Below are 15,207 nucleotides of genomic sequence, written 5' to 3'. Positions count from 1 at the left end.
GCTGCGGGAACGGGTGGAACGCGGGCGCCCGCCCGCGCGTCGCGTCTATCGCGGCGTGCCCGTCCCGTATGTCATGAAACGCGCTGAATTTCTGGTTCGAGGCAGGAAGCCGGTTCAGGTCAGGAAGGGGGCGACCGCGCTCCAGGAGGGATCCTCGGCCGTCTCGATCCGGGCGGGTCCCTCCTTCCAGCCGGCCGCGACCTCCTCGATCACCGGCGGCACGTTCCCGGAGGGGTCGGCGTAGAGATGCAGCGTCCGGGTGTGGTCGGCGCTCAGGTGGGCCGCCAGCACGGCCGAGCCGTGCGCGGCCAGCCGTCCGGTCAGCCGCTCCTCGAACTCGCGCAGCGCGTCCAGGGAGGCCCCGGCGGGCTGCCCGTCCGCGTCCGCGTGCTCGTACGGCAGCGTGACGGCGATGTGCTGGTCGAACAGCGGGAAGTCGACAGGGCGCAGGGGATAGCGGGCCGCGGCGGTGAGGCGGGCGCCGGTGGAGGTGTGGCCCTCCAGCAGCGCCCACTGCTCCTCCTTGAACCCCTCCGCCACGTCGGCGACGACCGAGGGCAGGTGGATCGCCGGGAGGGCGTCGATCGGCTCGAACTCGGCGGCCCGGATCTCGCCGACCCAGCGGGCCACCTCGTCCTCGCCCAGCAGCCAGTCGAGGGCGGTGAGGGCCGCCTCCATCCGGGCGTCGTCATCGATGTCCGGAAATATGGGGTGAAAGGCGGTGACGTCCACGCGCGGCGTGCCGGGCGGCACGCGCAGCGCCACCACCAGCCGGTCGAGCCCGAACTCCCGCCCGGCGACGCCGACCGTGAGGTTCGCGGCCTGCGGGTTCGCCTGCCGGGACGGGTGGAACTCCCACATCGCGTCGACCGGCGGCGCGGCCAGGGCCCAGCGGTGGGCGAACGGCCGCAGCTCCGGATCGCCCGACGCGCTGACGACCAGCGCGTGCACGGCGAGACGCCCGGGCACGACCTCCCAGACGAGGGACGGGTGCAGCGCGGCGACGGCCGGGCCGATGGCCTCGGCCAGGGCCTCGGGATCCTCCGCCTCCACGTGCGCGTCGATCCCCGGACGGGCCTGTTCCCACCAGGCCCAGAACGCGGCGATGGCCTCGGCGGGGTCGGCGGACTCGCTCTCGCGCCCGAACAGTCGCATGACCCCGCATCCTCCCAGCCCGCCCGCCCCGATGCCAACGCGGGCGCGCGCCCGCGGGCGGTAACCTCGAACTGTTATGGCTCCCACAGCAAAGCCCACGGGAAAGCTCCGCGTCCTCGCCGCCATGTCCGGCGGGGTCGACTCCGCGGTGGCCGCCGCCCGGATCGCCGAGGCGGGGCACGACGTGACCGGCGTCCACCTGGCGCTGTCGTCCAACCCGCAGTCCTACCGCACCGGCGCGCGCGGCTGCTGCACCCTTGAGGACGCCCGCGACGCGCGCCGCGCCGCCGACGTCATCGGCATCCCCTTCTACGTGTGGGACATGGCCGAACGGTTCCACCGCGACGTGGTCGAGGACTTCGTCGGGGAGTACGCCGCCGGGCGCACCCCCAATCCCTGCCTGCGCTGTAACGAGAAGATCAAGTTCGAGGCGGTGCTCGACCGGGCGCTCGCGCTCGGCTTCGACGCCGTCGCCACCGGCCACCACGCGCGGCTCGAGGACGGCGTGCTGCGGCGCAGCGTCGACGACGCCAAGGACCAGTCGTACGTGCTGGGCGTGCTCACCCGTGAGCAGCTCGCGCACGCGATCTTCCCGCTGGGCGGCTCGACCAAGGCCGAGGTGCGCGAGGAGGCCGCGCGGCGCGGGCTGACCGTGGCCGACAAGCCGGACAGTCACGACATCTGCTTCATCGCCGACGGCGACACCCGGGCGTTCCTCGCCGAGCGGCTCGGCGCGGCCGAGGGGCCGATCGTCGACGCGCTCACCGGCCAGGTGGTCGGCAGCCACCAGGGGGCGTACGGCTTCACGATCGGGCAGCGCAAGGGCCTGCGCGTCGACCGGCCCGCCGCCGACGGCAGGCCGCGCTACGTGCTGTCGATCGAGCCGGTGTCCAACACGGTCACCGTCGGGCCGCGCGCCTCGCTGGAGGTGCGCGCCGTCGTGGGCGAGCGCCCGGTGTGGAACGGGCCGCTGCCGGAGCCGTACGAGCCGATCACGTGCCGGGTGCAGCTACGCGCGCACGGCGAGGTGTACGACTGCCGCGCCCAGCTGTCCGGCGGCGAGCTGCACATCGAGCTGGACCGTCCGGCCACCGGCGTCGCGGCGGGCCAGGGGGCCGTCCTCTACGACGGGGACGCCGTCCTCGGCTCCGCCACGATCGCCTCGGCCGTCTGAGGTCAGACCTCCACGCTCTCGCCGACCGGGATGCGGCGGAAGTCGGCCTTCTGCCGGCCGGCCTCCATGCCGAGCCAGTTGTCGATCAGCGTCGCGCCGATGTCGTTGACGATGCCGTCATGGGTCGAGTACGCCCGCGCGGGACGGACGTACCGCAGGTAGAGCAGCATCTCGGCGGCCTTGAGCCACGGCGCGCTGGTCGGCACGAGCAGCGTCGGGACCTCGCGTCCCGGCGGCGTGAGGGCGTCGCCGGGGTAGAACACCTCGTCGTCCACGAAGAAGCCGATGTTCTGCACCGGCGGGACGTCGGGCAGGTTGAGCGCGTGCCACTCGCCGATCGCGCTGACGTGGAAGCCCGCCGTGTCGAAGCCGTCCCCGTGGGTGACGACCTGGACCTTCGCCGGGATGTCGCCGAGCTGGTCGGCGACGGCCCGGCAGGTGAAGACCTCCAGGTCGGGGCTCGCGTTCGCGAGCAGGCCCGCGTCCACGTGGTCGAAGTGCTCGTGGGTGATCAGCACCGCGTCCGCGCCGTCGAGAAGCCCCGGGCCGCTGAATGTGCCGGGGTCGATGACGAGCGTCCGCCCGTCCTTCTCCAGCCGCCAGCACGCGTGACCGAGTTTGGTGAGTTTCATGTCTCTAAGCTAGTGACCGTGAGCGAGTACCCGTGGAGCGAGGCCACGGCCACCGGGGTGGGGTCCTACCCGGGCGAGGACCATCTTGAGGCGTTGCGCACCGCGTTCGGCGAGCTGCCGATGCCGTATCTGCCCGAGTTGCCCGCCCGCGGAGTCGGCGCGGACATGATCGGCCGTACGGCGTCGCTGCTGGTCGAGCTGCCCGTCGAGGTGCAGCCGTCCGGCTGGCGGCTCTCCGACCGCCCGGGCCGGGATTTCAAGCGGGCCAGGGACCATCTCACCCGCGACCTCGACGGCCTGGAGGAGGTGACCCAGGGCTACCGGGGGCCGTTCAAGATCCAGGCGTGTGGCCCGTGGACGCTCGCCGGGGCGATCGAGCTCAGGTACGGCGACAAGGTGCTCGCCGACGCCGGAGCCGTACGCGACCTGACCGAGTCACTGGCCGAGGGACTGGCGCAGCACGTGGCGGAGGTCCGGCGGCGGGTCCCGGGAGCGGACCTCGTCGTCCAGATCGACGAGCCGGGGCTGCCCGGCGTGCTGGCGGGCACGGTGCCGACCGCGTCCGGCTTCGGGCGGCTGCCCGCCGTCGAGTCGCCCGTCGCGGCCGAGCGGCTGCGGACCGTGCTGTCCGCGCTCGCGCCCGCGTTCCCGGTCGTCCACTGCTGCGCGCCGGGCGTGCCGTACGAGGTGATCCGTACGGCGGGCGCGCGCGGTGTCTCGGTGGACGCGGGGCTGCTGCGACGCAGGGACGAGGACGAACTGGGCGAGACGATCGAGAAGGGCCTCGCGCTGCTGCTCGGCGTCGTGCCCGGCACGGACACCCGGCTGGCGGACGTCGGCGTGGTGGCGCGGCCGGCGGTGGAGCTGTGGCGGCGCCTCGGCTTCCCGCCCGCCCGGCTCGCCGAGCAGGTCGTGCTCACCCCCGCCTGTGGCCTGGCCGGGGCCTCGCCCGCGTACGCCAGGGCGGCGCTGGCCCGGTGCCGGGAGGCGGCCCGGGTCCTGCGCGAGGACCCCGGCGAGTAAGAGGGGCGAGTGGGGGCGCCAGGGTGATCCAAGCGATCTCCCAGCCCGTTCCCAAGTGATTCACAAGCCCCGGGGCCTATCTCTTGACGTGCTGGAAGTTCACCCGTCAGGAGAAAGACCCATGCGAAGCGCCGCGCGCCTTCTGCTCCCTCTCGCCGCCACCGGCCTGTCCGCCGCCCTGTCCGTGGGGCTCGCCGCCGCTCCGGCCTCGGCCGCCACGTCGGCCACGTCGGCCACGTCGGCTTCCACCGCTTACACCGTTTCCGCCGCGGAGACCTGGAAGTGGGGGCCGACGGCGTCCTCCGACTACAAGGGCTGGGCGAGCGGATCGGTCCGGTCGACGTCGTCCGGCCTGCGTGTCGCCGGCGACCTCTACGACGCGGGCGGCGCCAGGACCTGCTCGTGGGTGACGATCAAGTGGCTGACCGACCACGGCAGGTACCGCACCGCGACCTTCCGCAACTGCTCGCAGTCCACTCCGCGCGCCTTCAAGTTGAACGCCGGATACATGCTGCTCGCCAAGGCCAGGGTCTGCCGGGGCACCGCGACCCGCGTCACCGGCCGTTGCTCGCGCTGGGAACGGGTCTGGACCCAGGGCGGCTGAGCTCTCGGGCCGGTCCCCCTCCATCCACCCTGACCGGCCCGAGTTGACCCGGACAAAAAGGAATGAAAGTGGGCTGCAAGCGGTCTACCGTAATTCTCGATCGCTCCTGAAAACGAGGGGCCGCGCGGTCTGGAGCGGTCCCCTCGCGGAGTGGTCCGGCGGGAGCCGTTCCTCGTCCTCGGCGCGGCTCCCGCCCCCGTCCTTCGCGTTCTGTCGGCCGCCGGAGATACGGTTGGCCTGGGTCGTTGACGAGGGGAGACGGGCGACGTGACCGACAGGGCGGACGGGCTCGACGACATCGTGGACGAGTTCGGGGATGTGACGGGCGAGCTCGCGGGGAGCGCGGAGAGCTCGGGAACGTCGCAGAGCGGGCAAGTCGCGGGGAGCGCGGAGAGCTCGGGAGGTGCGCAGAGCGCGCCGAGCGAGGCGCGGGAGCGGCACGCCGAGCTCGCGGAGCTGCTTCAGGACGCCAACTGGCGCTACTACGTGCTCGACTCGCCCACGGTGAGCGACGCCGAGTACGACGGCTGGATGCGGGAGATCCTCGCGCTGGAGGAGAGGCATCCCGACCTGCGGACGCCTGACTCGCCCACGCAGAACGTGGGAGCGCCGATCTCCACCGAGTTCGCCCCCGTCACCCATCTCCAGCGCATGGAGAGCCTCGACAACGCCTTCGACGACGCCGACCTCGCCGCCTGGCAGGCCAGGGCGGAACGGCTCATCGAGGCCGACCCCGGGCCATACCTGTGCGAGCTGAAGATCGACGGCCTGGCCGTGGCGCTCGTGTACGAGAAGGGCCGCCTGGTGCGCGGCGCGACCCGGGGCGACGGGCGCACCGGCGACGACATCACCCCGAACGTCCGCACGCTCGGCGACGTGCCCGACCGCCTGACCGGGGACGACGTACCCGACCTGCTGGAGGTCCGCGGCGAGGTCTTCCTGCCGGTCGAGGGCTTCAAGAAGCTGAACGAGCAGCTCATGGACGCGGGCAAGCCGCCGTTCGCCAACCCGCGCAACTCGGCCGCGGGCTCGCTGCGGCAGAAGGACCCGCGCGTCACCGCGCAGCGGCCGCTCCGGATGATCGTCCACGGCGTGGGCAAGTGGGAGGGCGGCGGGCCGCTGCCGGGCACCCAGTCGGCGGTCTACGAGCGGCTGCGCGACCTCGGCCTCCCGGTCAGCGACCGCTACAGGGTCGTGGAGAGCCTCGACGAGATCCGCGGGTTCGTCGCCCACTACAACGAGCACCGGCACGATCCCGAATACGAGATCGACGGGGTGGTCGTCAAGATCGACCGGATTCCCGTGCAGCGGCAGCTCGGATCGACAAGCAGGGCGCCTCGCTGGGCGATCGCGTTCAAGTACCCGCCCGAGGAGGTCACCACGAAGCTCCTCGACATCCAGGTCGGTGTGGGCAGGACGGGCCGGGTCACGCCGTTCGGTGTGATGAAGCCGGTGGTGGTGGCGGGGTCGACCGTGGAGCGCGCGACGCTGCACAACGCCTCGGAGGTGGCGCGCAAGGGCGTGCTCATCGGCGACACCGTGGTGCTGCGCAAGGCGGGCGACGTCATCCCCGAGATCGTCGGTCCGGTCGTCGACCTGCGGCAGGGCGGCGAGCGGGAGTTCGTCATGCCCACGCACTGCCCGGAGTGCAGAACCGCATTGGCCTACGAGCGGGAGGGCGACGCCGACCTGCGCTGCCCGAACGCCCGCTCGTGCCCCGCGCAACTCCGTGAGCGGATCTTCTTCGCGGCCGGGCGCAACGCGTTCGACATCGACGGGCTGGGCTATGTGGCCGCGACCGCGCTGACCCAGCCGCTGCCGCCGCAGGAGCCGCCGGTCCGCACCGAGGCCGACCTGTTCGACCTGACGATCGACAAGCTGCTGCCGATCAGGTCCGTGGTCCGCGACGCCGACACGGGTCTGCCGAAGACCGATCCGGAGACCGGCGAGCCGAAGGTGGTCTCGTTCTTCGCCAACATGTCCGGCGAGCCGAGCAAGCACGCGGAGCTGATCCTCCAGCAACTGGAGGAGAAGAAGGACCAGCCGTTGTGGCGGGTGCTCGTGGCGCTGACGATCCGGCACATCGGGCCGCCGACGGCCCGCGCGCTGGCGGACGAGTTCCGTTCGATCGACGCCATCGCCAAGGCGTCGGAGGAGGAGCTCGCGGCGGTGGAGGGCATCGGCCCGAGGGTCGCCGCCACGATCAAGGAATGGTTCGAGGTCGACTGGCATCGGGAGATCATCGAGAGATGGCGGGCCGCCGGAGTCCGGATGGCCGACGAGTCGGCGGCCGACGAGGGACCGCGCCCTCTTGAGGGGCTGACGTTCGTCGTCACCGGCACGCTCGCGGACTTCAGCCGCGACGAGGCGAGCGAGGCCATCGCCGCCCAGGGGGGCAAGGTCACCTCGTCGGTGTCAAAGAAGACCGGCTTCCTGGTGGTTGGGGACAACCCCGGCTCGAAGTACGACAAGGCGGTCAAGGCCGGCGTTCCCATCCTCAACGAGGAGGGCTTCCACACGCTCCTCCGTGAGGGCCCGGACGCCGCCCGCGCCGCCGCCGTCACCCCCGAGGAGTGACTCGACGCCCGGAGCGCCCGGGCACTCGGAGTCGCCGCGAGCCGGATCAGCGGCGAGGCGTACGGCTGCCGTGACGGCCCCGGGCCGTCATGGCCAGGCGGCCAGCAGCTCTTCGGGGCCCCAGTGCGCGGCGAGCGGCAGGTTGTCGTCGACACCCGACCGGGAGACGGCCACCAGCGCGGTTTTCGTGTCGGCGCCGGGGACGGCGAGCAGGTCGCGCACCAGGCTCTCGTACTCGTGCCGCCCGAACGACGCGTTCTCCAGCCACTTGATCGAGCCGACGAAGTGGACGTGCCGCGCGACCGGCTCGCGGTCGGCCCCGACGAGATCGATCTCGGGGTTGTTCTGACGGTTCCACCAGCCTCCGACGGCCTCGGTCTCGGGCCATCGGTCGTCCGGCAACAGCCGCAGCAGGGCCTCCCGGACCACAGGCTCGACGGCGCGGCCACGCCAGGAGGTCCAGGAGCGTTCGATGGAGGCCAGGACACGCTCCCCCCGGCCGCGCTCGACCAGCGGAATGCCCCGGTCCAGGAAGGCGAGCCAGAACCGCAGATACGGATCGGCGATGCGGTAGCGCTTGTTCTTCGTGTCCGGCTTGGCTGAGAGGGGAGCGTCGACGGCCAGCACCCGCTTGCCGACGAGGGTGGACAGCAGCGGGGAGAGCGTGCCGGAGGCCAGCGGAGTCGCGCCGCCCGCCTCGGCGGCGATGGAGGAGAACGTGCGCTCTCCGCTGCCCACCGCCGACAGAACCGCCCGAGAGTGGGAGGTCTCGGGAAACTCTCCCAGCAACGACAGCTCGCCGGCCATCAGCAGCGCGGACAGCGGATTGGCCAGCGACTCCCGCAGGTAGTCGACGCGGCTCATGCCTGGCCTCCATGCCTGGACCACCTCCGGGAAACCACCGGTGATCAGGTAGGCGTCGATGGCCTCGGCGGCGTTCAGACCGGTCATCACGGCCACGTCCGCGGGATGGAGCGGCTGGACGGTCATCTTCGCGGCGCGGCCGAAGAAGGGGCGGCCGTAGGACTGCAGGGCCTCCATCACCGACAGGTCGCTGCCGACGAGGATGAGCAGCACCGGCTTCGCGGACAGGTGCCGATCCCAGATCGTCTGCAACGCCCCTTCGAGCTCGCGGTCCTGCTCCACCAGCCACGGCACCTCGTCGATGACCGCGATGCTCGGCCTGTCATCGGGCACGGCCAGGGCCAAGGTGCGCAGCGCCTGGTTCCAGTCCGCTGCCTGTACTCCGGCGACCAGTTCCGCACCGGGCAAGGCGGACTGTCCGAGCGTGCCGACGAAGTCGGCGCGCTCGGTCACCGGATTGCGCCCCCTGGTGGCCTGGAAGACCACGTACGGGACACCGGAGCGATCGCAGAACTCCTGAACCAGCCGCGACTTCCCCACCCGGCGGCGGCCCATCATGATCACCGCACGACCGCGAGTGCCGCCCTGCCCGTCCGTCACCTGTCGCAGCTGCCCGTCGAGCAGCTCGAGGTCGGCAGCCCGGCCCTTGAAGTCCATTGGTCGCCCCGCACATACGTAGAACCAATCTAACGTAGATGCGATCTTACATTATGGGTTCGGGTGCTCCTGGGCGTCGCGAACCGGCAAGCCAAGCGCCCCGGTCCCGTGCGAACCGGGGCGCGCCGTCACCGGGCGGCTGCCCGAGGGAGCCGTCGTCAGGAGTTGATGGGGGCGCTTGACTCGATGAGGTTGTCGAAGGCGAGGGCGGCCATGGAGGGTCTGTCGGCGAAGAGCCCGTCCAGCAGGCGGATGAGGTCGTCACCCGCGGCGTTCTGGAGGCGGCTCACCTCGATCGCGTCGACCTGGGTGTAGGCCCAGAAGCTGACTTTCGACCCGCGACCGTCGATGCAGTCGAAAACGTAGAGCCTGCCGTCCTGTTCGATCAGTCCCGCCGTGGGCGGGTCGCATTCCTCGTAGATCTCGACCACACGGGTGTCGGAAGTAGGCCGCCAGGGGTGCTCTCCGATCTGCAGCCGGATCGGGTCACTCCCTCGCCGCCTGAAGGGGCGCAGCTCGACCACCTTGCCGTCGATCGCGTCGCGCCGGCTTGCCTGCTCTTCGCACAGGGCGTCGTCACCCATGAGCACCTACTGGGGGAGTAGTGACGGTAGTTGCAACACATCCTAAACGCTTCGCTGTCGATCGATCACCCAATGTGAGTGCCGGTGGGTAAAGCGAAGGCGTGCCGTACGGCTGGGGAGGACCGTACGGCACGCCTGGTTTCACGCGGGGATCAGGAAGCGGTGCAGCTCAGCGGGTTGGGGGTGGAGGGGGTTCCGCTGGAGTTGCCGAGGAAGCCGAACGTGGTGCTGGCACCCGGGGCGAGGTTCCCGTTCCAGTTCAGGTTCGAGGCCGTGATGCTGGTGGTGCCGGTCAGGTTGGCGTTCCACGACTGGGTGATGGACTGCCCGCCGGGCATGTTCCACTTGACCGTCCAGTTGCTGATCGCCGAGGAGCCCGCGTTGGTCACGGCGACCTCACCCTGGAAACCGCCGCCCCACGCGCTGACGACCTTGTAGACCGCCGTGCAGCCCTTGTCGCCGGTGGTCGGCGACGCCGAAGGCGAGGCGGAGGGCGACCGGGTGGGCGAAGTGGACGGGGAGGGAGACGGGGACGGCGACGGAGACGGGGACTGGGACGGAGACCGCGTCGGCGAGGCCGACGGGGACTGCGGCGGGGTGTACGGGGCGGCGATCGCCAGGTCGTACGCCCGCTGCGGGACGAACTGACCGGCCGGGGCGATGCAGCCGTCGGACTCGCCCGGAGGCTTGACCCACAGGTACGCGGCGATCGCCGAGTCGCCGGTGTTGGTGGTGCTCCAGGTGCCGGTGGCGCGGCCGGCCGGGTCACACCACTCGCTGCCGACCGGGCCGTTGCCGTTGCGGCTGGTGTCGATCACGGCCTTCAGCCAGGACAGGCCGGTGGCCCCGATGACGTTCTTGGCGTAGGAGACCGTGGGGGAGGTGGACCGGTAGTTGGAGACGTTGAGCGAGATGCCGTCCGCGCTGTTGGCGATGTCGGCGCCCCGCAGGCGGTTGGCCATGTCGGAGGCGCCCACCCAGGCCTCGTTGCCCGCGTCGAAGTAGACCTTGACCTGCGAGGAGGTGGCCTTGAACTTCTTGCCGGCGTACGCCATGGAGGCCTGGACCTCGGCCTGCTGCGAGGAGTTCATGCAGTTCGGCATGATCGCCAGCGCGTCGGGCTCCAGGATGATGTAGGCCGGACGCCCGCCGAGGCCCGCGGCGACCTGGTCGATCCAGGCGCGGTACGACGCGTGGTCGGGAGCGCCACCCGCGCTCGCGCCGCCGCAGTCGCGGTTCGGCATCTCGTAGACCACCATGATCGGGATCTTGCCGGCCGCCGCCGCCGCGCCCACGTAGGCGTCGACCTGGCTGCGCACCGCGGAGGGGTTGTAGCTGGCGAACCAGCGGCCCTGCGGGACGGCGGCGATGCGGTCCCGGATCACCGCGGTCTTGCTGTCATTGGGGTTGGCGGCGACCCACTTCGCGGCGCTGGTCGTCGGATCCACGTAGAAAACGGAGTCGGCGGCCTGGGCCGCGGTGGAGGTCACAACGGCCGCTCCCACCGCGGCCGTGGTGGCCGCAGCGAGAATGGCCGCCGTCAAGGGCCTTCTGCGAGACATGGAATTACTCCGTCCGGTAATGTGGGAGCGCTCCCACAGTTCCCTCGGATCGTAGGGACCGGGACGGGGGTCCAAGAAGGGCCGATGTGAGTTCGGCTGGACGATCAACCTAATAGGCGCAGGCGGGCGGGGGAATGGGCGCGTGGATCACTTGAAACTTTCACCACGAGTCCAGCCGTGCCGTGATTTCTCCGGAAATCATGGTAACTCAGTGTGCCCAACCGGTTTCGCGAAGTGGCCCACAGGCCGTACCCTCCGATAGTGACCTCTTGGGGGGTTTCTTACCTATGACGCTTTCACGCGGTCTCATGCCGCTCACCGGGGTGCCACGCGTTCTCCTCCCGGCCGCCGACCTGGGCGAACTGAGTGCGCCCGTCGACACCCGGGACACCGGACCACGCCCCGGATCGCCTTTATGGGCGTACCTCACGGTGGTCAGCGCCGCCGGCGTCTCCGCGCTCGCCATCGCCGAGTTCGGGCTGGGCGCCGGCCCGCTGGCCGAGGCCGCGCGCACCCCGTTGTTCTGGATGCTGACCGTCCTCGTGGTCCTCGGCGAGCTGCGTCCGATCATGTTCAGCTCCTCGACGCTGGTCGGGGGCACGCCGACCTCCACGATGTTCACCTTCGCCGTGCTCATGTACCAGGGCCTGCCGACGGCGGCGCTGATGCAGGCGGTCGCCGTGGTGGTCAGCGGGCTGGTGCACCGCAGGGCCTGGCACCGGGTGCTGTTCAACCTCGCCCAGGTGACCCTCGCCTGCACGGCCGCGGCCGGCGCCCTGGCCGCGTTCGGCGCGCACCCGGGGCCGCGCTCGCCGTGGACGCCCGACGGCATGGACATCCCCGCCATCGCGCTGGCCGCCGCGGCGTACTTCGTGGTCCGCGCCGTCCTGGTCTGCCAGGCGGTGGCGCTGCACGAGCGCCGCCCCCTGCTCCGGGTGATGAAGGCCTCGATCGGCCCGCAGGCGCTCGTCTACGGGACGCTGCTCGGCCTCGCGCCGCTGGTCGTGGTGGTGATGGCGCATTCCCCCGCGCTGGTCCCGCTGTTCGTCGCGCCGCTGGCCGCCGTCCATTGGACCGCGACGCTCTCGCTCCGCCGCGACCACCAGGCGACGCACGACGGGCTCACCGGCCTGCCGAACCGAAAGATCCTGATCGTACGCACGGAGGAGGCGCTGGCCGAGGCGCGCGCGCACGAGCGGGTGGGGCTGCTGCTGCTCGACCTCGACCGCTTCAAGGAGGTCAACGACACGCTCGGCCACCCGGTCGGCGACCGGTTGCTGCAGATCGTGGCCCACCGGCTCACCCACAGCGTACGGCCGGGCGACGTGGTCGCCCGTCTCGGCGGGGACGAGTTCGCGGTGCTGCTCCCGTCCATCAGGGACGCGCAGGCGGCCAGGGAGGTCGCCTCGCGGCTGCGGGTCGCGCTGACCGAGCCGGTACGCCTTGAGGGCATGACGTTCGACCTCGACGCGTCGGTCGGCATCGCGCTCTATCCCGACCACGCCCCGGACTTCGAGCTGCTGATGCAGCGCTCCGACGTCGCGATGTACCTCGCCAAGGAGGGCCGCACCGGCGTCGAGTTCTACCTGCCGGGCAAGGACCGCAACTCGCCCGAGCGGCTGAGCCTGCTCGGCGACCTGCGGCGGGCGATCGACGCCGACGAGCTGGAGCTCCACTATCAGCCCAAGGTGAGCCTGGAGGACGGCAGGGTCGAGGGTGTCGAGGCGCTGCTGCGCTGGTGGCACCCGGTGCGCGGGCCGATCTCGCCCGCCGAGTTCATCCCGCTGGCCGAGCAGTCGTACCTCATGCGCGAGCTCACCCAGCACGTGATCGGTAAGGCGCTGCGGCAGGCGGCGCGCTGGTGGCACGCGGGCCTGGACGTGCCGGTCTCGGTGAACGTGTCGGCCCGCGACCTGCTCGACTCGGGCCTGCCCGAGCAGCTCGAGGCGGGGCTGGAGAAGCTGGACCTGCCGCCGGAGGCCATCCGGCTGGAGGTCACCGAGCGCATCCTGATGACCGACCAGGCCTACAGCGCCGAGGCCATCCGCACGCTGGCCGGGCTCGGCGTCCAGCTCTCGCTGGACGACTTCGGCACCGGCTACTCCTCCCTGGTCCGGCTCCAGCGGCTCCCGGTCTCCGAGGTCAAGATCGACGCGTCGTTCGTACGGCGGCTGGGGGAGCCGGGGGACGACGAGCGGATCGTCCGCTCGATCATCGACCTCGTCCGGTCCCTCGGGCTGAGGTCGGTCGCCGAGGGCGTCGAGTCGCCCGAGATCGCGGAGTCGCTGCGGGAGATGGGCTGCCACGCGGGGCAGGGGTGGTGGCTGGCCAAACCCATGTCCGCCGCCGATGCCACCACCTGGCTGCGCGACCGGCTCGGCGCCGCCCTGGGCTCCGCGGGTGACACCCGGCTCGCCTCGCACTGAATCGCCGTGGGCCGCCGGGTTCCCCGCCTCGGGGTGGGAAAGCTCGTATTAAGACCGTGTGACGCGGCGTCGCCGGGTCGGCCGCGCTCGGCGGCGAGCCCTAGGATGGGTGGGTCCAATCTCCATCATGAAACGGGTTCGACGACTCATGTCCGCCATAACCCGCGATGAGGTCGCTCACCTCGCCCGGCTGTCCCGGCTGGCACTGGCCGACGACGAGCTCGACCACTTCGCCGCCCAGCTCGACCAGATCGTCGGCGCCGTCGCCCGCGTCTCGGAGGTGGCGGCCGGCGACATCCCGCCGTCCTCGCACGCGCTGCCGCTGACCAACGTCTTCCGTCCCGACGCCGTACGGCCGGGTCTGACACCCGAGGGAGCCCTGTCCGGCGCGCCCGCGGTGGAGGACGACCGGTTCCGCGTGCCGCGGATCCTCGGGGAGGAAGAATGAGCTTGATCCGGAAGACCGCCGCCGAACTGGGCGCACTCATCGCCGCCCGCGAGGTCAGCGCCGTCGAGGTCGCCCAGGCCCACCTCGACCGGATCGCCGAGGTCGACGGCCGCGTCAACGCCTTCCTGCACGTCGACGCCGAGTCGACGCTGGCCCAGGCCCGTCAGGTGGACGAGCGCCTGGCCGGGGGCGAGAACCCCGGCCCGCTGGCCGGGGTGCCCATCGCGCACAAGGACGTGTTCACCACGGCCGACATGCCGACGACGGCCGGTTCCAAGATCCTCGAAGGCTGGCGCCCGCCGTACGACGCGACGGTGACCGGCCGGCTGCGCGCGGCCGGGCTGGTGATCCTGGGCAAGACGAACCTCGACGAGTTCGCCATGGGGTCGTCCACGGAGAACTCGGCGTACGGGCCGACGCACAACCCATGGGACCTGTCCCGGATCCCGGGCGGTTCGTCGGGTGGCTCGTCGGCCGCGGTGTCCGCCTACGAGGCGCCGCTCTCCACCGGCACCGACACCGGCGGCTCGATCCGCCAGCCGGCCGCGGTGACCGGCATCGTCGGCATGAAGCCGACGTACGGCGGCTCGTCCCGCTACGGCCTGATCGCGTTCGCGTCCTCGCTCGACACGCCCGGGCCGTTCGCCCGCACCGTGCTCGACGCGGCGCTGCTGCACGAGGCGTTCTCCGGCCACGACCCGCTCGACTCGACCTCCGTCGACGCGCCGGTGCCGCCGGTGGTGGAGGCCGCGCGGCAGGCCGACGTGGCGGGCATGCGGATCGGCGTGGTCAAGGAGTTCGCCGGGGAGGGCTACCAGCCCGGCGTGCTCGCCCGCTTCCACGAGGCCGTCGACCTGCTGGAGTCGCTCGGGGCCAAGGTCGTCGAGGTCTCCTGCCCGGCGTTCTCCTACGCGCTGCCCGCGTACTACCTCATCGCGCCGTCGGAGTGCTCGTCCAACCTGGCCCGCTTCGACGCCATGCGGTACGGCCTGCGTGTCGGCGACGACGGCACCCGCAGCGCCGAGGAGGTCATGGCGCTCACCCGCGCGGCCGGCTTCGGACCCGAGGTCAAGCGGCGCATCATGCTCGGCACGTACGCGCTGTCGTCGGGCTACTACGACGCCTACTACGGGCAGGCGCAGAAGGTCCGCACACTGATCATGCGTGACTTCGAGGCGGCCTTCCAGCAGGTGGACGCGCTGGTCTCGCCGACCACGCCGACCACCGCGTTCCCGATCGGGGAGCGGGCCGACGACCCGATGGCGATGTACCTCGCCGACCTGTGCACGATCCCGACCAACCTGGCCGGAAACGCCGCGATCTCGGTGCCGTGCGGCCTGGCGGACGAGGACGGCCTTCCGGTCGGGCTCCAGGTCATGGCCCCGGTCCTCGCCGACGACCGCTGCTACCGGGTCGGCGCGGCCGTGGAGAAGGCCTTCGAGAGCCGGTGGGGCGGCCCGCTGCTGTCCCGCGCGCCCGCGCTCTGACCGCCGAGGGGAGG

The 15,207-nt window shown here is 71.6% G+C and carries 12 protein-coding genes; 7 read left to right on the top strand and 5 right to left on the bottom strand.

Features of this window, described 5'->3' with window-relative positions; genetic code table 11:
* Window positions 1-114: 114 nt before the first annotated feature.
* Window positions 115-1,155: a DUF695 domain-containing protein gene (locus HHX37_RS16570; RefSeq protein ID WP_182881348.1), complete on the bottom strand. Its 1,041-nt coding sequence runs from the start codon at window positions 1,153-1,155 to the stop codon at window positions 115-117.
* 76 nt (window positions 1,156-1,231) lie between these two features.
* Between HHX37_RS16570 and mnmA the strand changes: the two genes are divergently transcribed.
* Window positions 1,232-2,329: a tRNA 2-thiouridine(34) synthase MnmA gene (mnmA, locus tag HHX37_RS16565; protein ID WP_259402541.1), complete on the top strand. Its 1,098-nt coding sequence runs from the start codon at window positions 1,232-1,234 to the stop codon at window positions 2,327-2,329.
* Between the two features lie 2 nt (window positions 2,330-2,331).
* On the opposite strand, the gene HHX37_RS16560 is transcribed toward mnmA, so the two are convergent.
* A complete protein-coding gene (locus HHX37_RS16560; protein ID WP_182885944.1) occupies window positions 2,332-2,961 on the bottom strand; it encodes an MBL fold metallo-hydrolase in 630 nt (209 codons plus the stop codon).
* Window positions 2,962-2,979: 18 nt separating this feature from the next.
* Between HHX37_RS16560 and HHX37_RS16555 the strand changes: the two genes are divergently transcribed.
* From HHX37_RS16555 to ligA, 3 genes are all read left to right on the top strand, one after another.
* Entirely contained in the window at window positions 2,980-3,984 is a 1,005-nt protein-coding gene (locus HHX37_RS16555; RefSeq protein WP_182885943.1) for a methionine synthase, read from the top strand.
* Between the two features lie 121 nt (window positions 3,985-4,105).
* Entirely contained in the window at window positions 4,106-4,588 is a 483-nt protein-coding gene (locus tag HHX37_RS16550) for a hypothetical protein (RefSeq protein ID WP_182885942.1), read from the top strand.
* A 267-nt stretch (window positions 4,589-4,855) separates the two neighbouring features.
* The gene (ligA, locus tag HHX37_RS16545) at window positions 4,856-7,165 is read left to right on the top strand and encodes an NAD-dependent DNA ligase LigA (protein ID WP_310740402.1); all 2,310 of its coding nucleotides are present in this window, start codon (window positions 4,856-4,858) and stop codon (window positions 7,163-7,165) included.
* A gap of 87 nt (window positions 7,166-7,252) precedes the next feature.
* On the opposite strand, the gene HHX37_RS16540 is transcribed toward ligA, so the two are convergent.
* From HHX37_RS16540 to HHX37_RS16530, 3 genes are all read right to left on the bottom strand, one after another.
* Window positions 7,253-8,686: an ATP-binding protein gene (locus HHX37_RS16540; protein WP_182885941.1), complete on the bottom strand. Its 1,434-nt coding sequence runs from the start codon at window positions 8,684-8,686 to the stop codon at window positions 7,253-7,255.
* Between the two features lie 158 nt (window positions 8,687-8,844).
* Window positions 8,845-9,270, bottom strand: coding sequence for a hypothetical protein (locus HHX37_RS16535; RefSeq protein WP_182885940.1), 426 nt, complete (start codon window positions 9,268-9,270; stop codon window positions 8,845-8,847).
* Window positions 9,271-9,422: 152 nt separating this feature from the next.
* On the bottom strand, window positions 9,423-10,832 hold the full coding sequence (locus tag HHX37_RS16530; protein ID WP_182885939.1) for a glycoside hydrolase family 6 protein: 1,410 nt from the start codon (window positions 10,830-10,832) through the stop codon (window positions 9,423-9,425).
* Window positions 10,833-11,194: 362 nt separating this feature from the next.
* On the opposite strand from HHX37_RS16530, the gene HHX37_RS16525 reads away from it, so the two are divergent.
* The 3 genes from HHX37_RS16525 (at window position 11,195) to gatA (ending at window position 15,193) form a co-directional block, all read left to right on the top strand.
* Window positions 11,195-13,258: a putative bifunctional diguanylate cyclase/phosphodiesterase gene (locus tag HHX37_RS16525; RefSeq protein WP_396775866.1), complete on the top strand. Its 2,064-nt coding sequence runs from the start codon at window positions 11,195-11,197 to the stop codon at window positions 13,256-13,258.
* A 148-nt stretch (window positions 13,259-13,406) separates the two neighbouring features.
* Window positions 13,407-13,706 carry an Asp-tRNA(Asn)/Glu-tRNA(Gln) amidotransferase subunit GatC gene (gene gatC, locus HHX37_RS16520; RefSeq protein WP_111698808.1) on the top strand — a complete coding sequence of 100 codons (300 nt, stop codon included), beginning with the start codon at window positions 13,407-13,409 and terminating at the stop codon, window positions 13,704-13,706.
* The gene (gene gatA / locus HHX37_RS16515; protein WP_182885938.1) at window positions 13,703-15,193 is read left to right on the top strand and encodes an Asp-tRNA(Asn)/Glu-tRNA(Gln) amidotransferase subunit GatA; all 1,491 of its coding nucleotides are present in this window, start codon (window positions 13,703-13,705) and stop codon (window positions 15,191-15,193) included. Before gatC ends, gatA begins: the two co-directional genes overlap by 4 nt.
* Window positions 15,194-15,207 lie beyond the last annotated feature (14 nt).

The sequence above is a fragment of the Microbispora sp. H10885 genome, from assembly GCF_014161415.1.
Lineage (GTDB): Bacteria > Actinomycetota > Actinomycetes > Streptosporangiales > Streptosporangiaceae > Microbispora > Microbispora triticiradicis.
This window is presented reverse-complemented; position numbering and strand designations above follow the sequence as displayed.

Bases quoted from the DNA above. Each gene is read 5' to 3' on its own strand.
- gatC (WP_111698808.1), top strand. From the start codon at position 13,407: ATGTCCGCCATAACCCGCGATGAGGTCGCTCACCTCGCCCGGCTGTCC.
- HHX37_RS16540 (WP_182885941.1), bottom strand. From the start codon at position 8,686: ATGGACTTCAAGGGCCGGGCTGCCGACCTCGAGCTGCTCGACGGGCAG.
- gatA (WP_182885938.1), top strand. From the start codon at position 13,703: ATGAGCTTGATCCGGAAGACCGCCGCCGAACTGGGCGCACTCATCGCC.
- HHX37_RS16570 (WP_182881348.1), bottom strand. From the start codon at position 1,155: ATGCGACTGTTCGGGCGCGAGAGCGAGTCCGCCGACCCCGCCGAGGCC.
- mnmA (WP_259402541.1), top strand. From the start codon at position 1,232: ATGGCTCCCACAGCAAAGCCCACGGGAAAGCTCCGCGTCCTCGCCGCC.
- HHX37_RS16560 (WP_182885944.1), bottom strand. From the start codon at position 2,961: ATGAAACTCACCAAACTCGGTCACGCGTGCTGGCGGCTGGAGAAGGAC.
- HHX37_RS16550 (WP_182885942.1), top strand. From the start codon at position 4,106: ATGCGAAGCGCCGCGCGCCTTCTGCTCCCTCTCGCCGCCACCGGCCTG.
- HHX37_RS16530 (WP_182885939.1), bottom strand. From the start codon at position 10,832: ATGTCTCGCAGAAGGCCCTTGACGGCGGCCATTCTCGCTGCGGCCACC.
- HHX37_RS16535 (WP_182885940.1), bottom strand. From the start codon at position 9,270: ATGGGTGACGACGCCCTGTGCGAAGAGCAGGCAAGCCGGCGCGACGCG.